The 525-nt window shown below is 64.6% G+C and carries 1 protein-coding gene; it reads left to right on the plus strand.

Annotation, left to right across the window (positions count from 1 at the left end):
- Positions 1-10: 10 nt before the first annotated feature.
- A partial coding sequence (locus tag AC01FP_RS18990) for a glutathione S-transferase family protein (protein WP_474482521.1) occupies positions 11-525 on the plus strand: 515 nt, incomplete at its 3' end.

The raw sequence follows: 525 nt of genomic DNA on the forward strand, positions 1-525 counted from the left end.
GTGACCAGACTTGCGCCCGGTCATCACCGCCTTTGAGAACTCTCCCGACCGGGGCCGGGGCCTGGCCCGCGACATGCGCGTGCGCTGGGCGTTGGAGGAGTTGGGCATGCCCTGCGAGGTTCGGTTGATGACCTTCGACACGTTGAAGCAACCGGAGCATTTGGCTCGTCAGCCTTTCGGACAGCTGCCAACCTATGAGGATGAAAACGTCACCCTGTTCGAGAGCGGGTCCATTCTGATCTATCTGGCGGACAGGCACGGCGGCCTGCTACCCCCTGATCCGGTCACCCGGGCCCGCGCCATCACCTGGATGTTCGCCGCGCTGAACACGGTGGAGCCGCCGGTGTTCGACCGGGCCATGTTGCATGTGCTGGACGCCGACAAACCGTGGTTTCAGGAGCGCCTGAAGGCCGTCGAGGCGCTGATCGACACGCGCCTGGCCGGCCTCTCGGCCTATTTGGGCGAGCGCGACTGGTTGGAAGAGGGCTTCACCGGTGGCGATCTCCTGATGGCCGCGGTTTTGAT

The organism is Cyanobium sp. NIVA-CYA 375 (genome assembly GCF_056108345.1).